Below are 5,412 nucleotides of genomic sequence, written 5' to 3' on the forward strand. Positions count from 1 at the left end.
TTCATTTGTAAACTAATTGTCTCTGTATTTTCTAACATAGATGGATTAGAGGCATTGTAAGTAAAGTCTTGAATTACTTCGATATTCATTGGAAATGATTTAACAGAAGTGATAAAACTTCTTGAATCATCTAAGTTTTTAACCTTATAAGTTTCTCTCATTTTAGATGATAATCCACTTAATGCTTTAACATCAGAAGCATAAAACTTTGTCACATCAATTACTATTGATGAGGAATCTTTAGAAAAAGCAGCAATATCAAAAGCAAACAAAGTGGGTTCATAGTTATTGGCTCTGACAGATATATTAATTGGCAAACTATCATTAGCTATAGATTCAAAAGATTTAACTTTTAGTAGTACTTTATCTTGAAATTTTTCCCAGACAATCAATTGTTCATTAACGGATGAACCAGCATTTACATAACCACCACCAAGTCCAGAAGGAATTTTAGCAATTCTGCTTACCAATAACATTTCTTTGTTTAATAGTAAATTTGGAATTTCAAAATAGTATTTATCATCAACATTATGACTTTTAAATAACCCATCGTCTGTAATTGCTTTCTTGGTTATTACTTGATCGTACTCCTTAATTTTTGTTTCTTTTTTCTTTTCAGATTGAGAATCTTTTTTAAGCAATTGTGCTTTTTCCTCTAATTTTCTTATCTTTCTTTTAGACTGTGAATATGTATAGTTTGTTTGAATAAACAAACTTACAAGCAATAGTATAGTAATCTTTCGCATTATTGTTTTTTTAGAATTTCAAATATAAGGATTTGGAATAAAAAAAAACTGCTTCATTATTGAAACAGTTTCTTCTTTTTAAATTAAAAGCAAATATTATATCTTACCTTCTTTAATTTCTTCTACAATTTCAGGATTTAGAAGTGTAGATATATCACCAAAATTAGAATAATCTCCTTCTGCTATTTTACGTAAAATTCTACGCATAATTTTTCCTGAGCGCGTTTTTGGTAAACCTGATACGAATTGAATTTTATCTAGTTTAGCAATTGGACCAATTTGGTTAGAAATCATCTCGTTAATTTCTTTAGCTAAATTATCTCTATCTCTACCTTCACCAGATTCTTTTAGGATTACATAGCCATAAAGTGCATTTCCTTTAATATCGTGAGGAAAACCAACAATGGCACTTTCAGCTACAGCTGGATGTTCGTTTATTGCATCTTCAATTGGAGCAGTTCCTAAATTATGTCCAGAAACAATAATTACATCATCAACTCTACCTGTAATTCTGTAATAACCTACTTCATCACGTAAAGCACCGTCTCCAGTGAAATATTTACCTGGAAAAGCTGTAAAATAAGTTTCTTTATAACGTTTATGATCATTCCAAATCGTTCTAGCCATTGATGGCCAAGGAAATTTAATACACAAACTTCCAGTTACTTGATTACCTTCAATTTCGTTACGCAATTCATCCATTAAAACGGGTTGAACACCAGGCAATGGTAAAGAAGCGTAAGTTGGTTTTGTTGGTGTTACAAAAGGAATTGGCGAAATCATTATACTACCAGTTTCAGTTTGCCACCATGTATCTACTAAAGGACAACGCTTTCCTCCTACGTGATCATTATACCAATGCCAAGCTTCTTCATTAATAGGTTCACCAACGGAACCAATAACTTTTAAAGTTTCTAATTGAAAACGTTGAACATAATCAAGATTTTCTTTAGCTAAAGCACGAATAGCTGTTGGAGCCGTATAGAATTGATTGACTTTATGTTTTTCAATAACTTCCCAAAAACGACTATAATCTGGGTAAGAAGGAACACCTTCAAAAATTACGGTTGTAGCACCATTTAATAAAGGTCCGTATAAAATATATGAATGTCCGGTAATCCAACCTATATCGGCAGTACACCAGTATACATCATTTTCTTCATAATTAAATACATTTTTAAATGTATATGCTGTGTTAACCATATAACCACCAGTTGTATGAACCATTCCTTTTGGTTTACCCGTTGAACCAGATGTATAAAGTATAAATAAAGGATCTTCTGAATCCATAATTTCAGCTACGTGAGAAGACATTGCACTGTTTAATAAAGGCTGTAACCATTTGTCACGCCCTTCTTTCATTGCAATTTCAACATTTGTTCTTTTTGCAACTAAAACAGTTTCAATAGAGGGACAATTTTTTAAGGCTTCATCAACAATTCCTTTCAAATCTATGGTTTTGTTTCCTCTAAATCCTCCATCAGAAGTAATGACCATTTTACATTCACTATCATTTATACGAGCAGCAACTGCCGAAGCAGAAAAACCTGCAAAAACAACAGAATGTATTGCCCCAATTCGAGCACAAGCTAAAGTTGCTATTGCTAAATCTGGAATCATAGGTAAGTAAATACAAACTCTATCTCCTTTTTGAATGCCATGTTCTTGTAAAACATTAGCCATCTTAGCTACTCTAACATATAAATCATTATAAGTTATATGTTGTGCTTCTTCTTTTGGATCATTTGGTTCAAAAATAATAGCAGTTTTATCACCTCTTTTGTTTAAATGTCTGTCAATACAGTTCTTAACTATATTTAATTTTCCATTTACAAACCATTTAAAATTAGCTTCTTGCATATCAAATTCAAAGGTTTTATCCCATTTTTGGTACCAAGTAAACTCCTCATCGGCAATCTTGTCCCAGAATTTTCTAGGCTCACGAACCGATTTTTTATACATTTTAAAATAGTTTTCTAAATCTTTTATTTTATAGTAACTCATATTGTTGATTTTCAGTGTTCAGTTGTTAGTATTCAGTAATTAGCTTTTAGCAATATATGAAATGTAAATATATGAAATCTGTTTGTTTTGATAAATTTTTTATTGCTAAATTAATATAGACCATATCTATTTGAATGATCCTATTTTATATTTTTGAAATTCTTCTTTTACTTCATCAATAATTGTTTCGTCGTCAATTGTAGAAGGAATTTGATAATTATCGCCATCAACTATGCTTCTTAACAATTTTCTCAAAATCTTCCCAGATCGAGTTTTAGGCAATCTTTCTACCACAACTACATTTCTTAAACTAGCCACAGCTCCTATTTGGGTTCTAACTAGCTGCACTATTTCATGCTCTAATTGGAAATTTTCCATTATTTCACCGGATTTTGTAACTACCAATGCTAATGGTATTTGACCTTTAAGATCATCATTTATACCGATTACTGCACATTCAGCAACAACGTCATGAGAAGATACAATTTCTTCCATTTCAGCAGTAGAAAGTCGGTGGCCAGCAACATTGATTACATCATCTACTCTACCTGTTATATAAATGTAGTTATCATCATCTATATAGCCACCATCTCCAGAAAAGTAATATCCTGGAAATTTATTCAAATAACCAGCTTTAAATCGTTCATTATCTTTCCATAAATCTAATAATGTACCTGGTGGTAGTGGTAATTTTATAACCACATATCCTTCTTCATTTGGTCCTAATTCTTCTCCTACCTCATTAAAAATTCTAATATCATAACCAGAAACAGCTTTTCCCGCCGAACCTGGTTTTATAGGCAAATATTCGATACCCATCATGTTAGCAATCATAGGCCAACCTGATTCTGTTTGCCACCAATGATCAATAGCCGGAATTGGAATATGTTTTTGATACCATTCTAAAGTAGCAACATCACAACGTTCACCAGCCAAAAATTGAGTTCTTAAATTGCTTAAATCATATTGTTTTATAAATTCTCCATTTGGATCTTCTTTTTTTATCGCTCTAATAGCTGTTGGAGCAGTGAACATAACATTTACTTTATGTTCAGCAACAACTCTCCAAAAAGTAGAAGCATCTGGAGTTTTTATGGGTTTTCCTTCAAAAATAATTGTTGTATTTCTATTTATTAATGGTCCGTAAACTATAAAACTATGCCCTACAACCCAACCAACATCTGATGCAGCCCAAAAAACATCGTTTTCTTTTACACCATAAATTTGTTGCATTGAAAATTTAAGTGCTGTGGCATAACCACCTGTATCTCTGACAATTCCTTTTGGTTTTCCTGTTGTACCTGAAGTATATAAAACATATAACGGATGTGTTGCATTTAAAGAAACACAATCAGCTTCATCTGAACCATAAACTAAAGCATCATAATCTACATCATACTTTTTAAAAGGGACTTTTGCGCCAAGTTTTCGATTAAAAACAATAACTTTTTTAGGCTTATGTTCTGCTAAAGTTATAGCTTCATCAACCATAGGTTTATAAGCAATTACTCTATCCACTTCAATTCCAGAAGAAGCTGTTATAATTACTCTAGGTTTACAATCGTCAATTCGGATAGCTAATTCATGAGGAGCAAATCCTCCAAAAACTACTGAATGGGTAACTCCAATTCGAGCACAAGCTAACATAGCAAAAGCTGCTTGTGGAATCATTGGCATATATACAATAGCCGTATGACCTTCTTTTAATCCTAAGGATATAAAACCTCCAGCTAATTTGGCTACTTCTATTTTTACTTCGTTGTATGTATACTTTTTAACAGTTTGTGTAACAGGAGAATCAAATATGATAGCAATTTGTTCTCCAAATCCATCCTCAACATGTTTATCTATTGCTAAATAACACATATTTAATGCTCCATCTTCAAACCAAAGAGGATAATCGTTTTTATCCTTTGATAAAATAGTTTTTGGTTGTTTGTACCAATCTAATTGTTTTGCTTGTGTTTCCCAAAATTGCTCAGGTGAATCAATACTTTGAGAATAAATTTCTTTATAATTCATTACTATATACTACTTTGTGGTTGTGTTAATTTTACATAGTAAATATAAAGAAAATCAAAATGTAATAGGAAAAAATATTGCTAACTAGGTATAGTTATTTATTAAACTTGTTAAGAAACTAATTCAAAAACTTTATCAACTACATTTTTAATAGAAAAGGGTTTAGTTAGATAGGCATCAGCACCAAGAGACAAACCTTTTTCGATATCTGCAGGTTTATTTTTTGCTGAAAGAAAAATAACTTTTGTATGGTTTAAGTTTTTGTCTTTTTTAATTTGTTCTAAAGTAGCGTAACCATCCACCATGGGCATCATGACATCCAAAATGATGATATCAGGAGAGTTTGATTTTAAAATATCAAGAGCTTCTTGCCCATCACGAGCAATAAATACTTCAAAATTTTTTTTTTTAAAGGTGTATTCTAATGCCATTATGATGTTTGGCTCATCGTCAACTATTAATATCTTCTTCATTTTTATTCTATTTCTACTATTAATTCAACTGGCAAAGTAAATGAAATATTTGCACCATTCATAGCCTTTTCTGCCCAAATATTTCCTTTATGATGCTCTATTATTTGTTTACAAATCGCTAATCCTAAACCACTACCCACAGGTTTTTTGATGTTTTGATTAGTGGA

5 protein-coding genes are annotated in these 5,412 nt (G+C 31.3%); all 5 read right to left on the reverse strand.

What is annotated here, in order from left to right:
• Positions 1-746 (reverse strand): DUF5117 domain-containing protein (locus tag AACZ53_RS13560; RefSeq protein WP_339839519.1); only part of this gene is annotated, 746 nt, incomplete at its 3' end.
• A 96-nt stretch (positions 747-842) separates the two neighbouring features.
• Positions 843-2,750, reverse strand: coding sequence for an acetate--CoA ligase (gene acs, locus AACZ53_RS13565; protein ID WP_339839522.1), 1,908 nt, complete (start codon positions 2,748-2,750; stop codon positions 843-845).
• Positions 2,751-2,876: 126 nt separating this feature from the next.
• Entirely contained in the window at positions 2,877-4,772 is a 1,896-nt protein-coding gene (locus tag AACZ53_RS13570; protein WP_339839525.1) for an acetate--CoA ligase, read from the reverse strand.
• A gap of 110 nt (positions 4,773-4,882) precedes the next feature.
• Positions 4,883-5,245: a response regulator gene (locus tag AACZ53_RS13575; protein WP_339839527.1), complete on the reverse strand. Its 363-nt coding sequence runs from the start codon at positions 5,243-5,245 to the stop codon at positions 4,883-4,885.
• A gap of 2 nt (positions 5,246-5,247) precedes the next feature.
• Positions 5,248-5,412 (reverse strand): ATP-binding protein (locus AACZ53_RS13580; RefSeq protein WP_339839530.1); only part of this gene is annotated, 165 nt, incomplete at its 5' end.

This window comes from uncultured Flavobacterium sp., assembly GCF_963975005.1.
Classification (GTDB): Bacteria; Bacteroidota; Bacteroidia; order Flavobacteriales; family Flavobacteriaceae; genus Flavobacterium.

Coding starts and splice junctions, on each gene's coding strand:
- acs (WP_339839522.1), bottom strand. CDS start 2,750: ATGAGTTACTATAAAATAAAAGATTTAGAAAACTATTTTAAAATGTAT.
- AACZ53_RS13570 (WP_339839525.1), bottom strand. CDS start 4,772: ATGAATTATAAAGAAATTTATTCTCAAAGTATTGATTCACCTGAGCAA.
- AACZ53_RS13575 (WP_339839527.1), bottom strand. CDS start 5,245: ATGAAGAAGATATTAATAGTTGACGATGAGCCAAACATCATAATGGCA.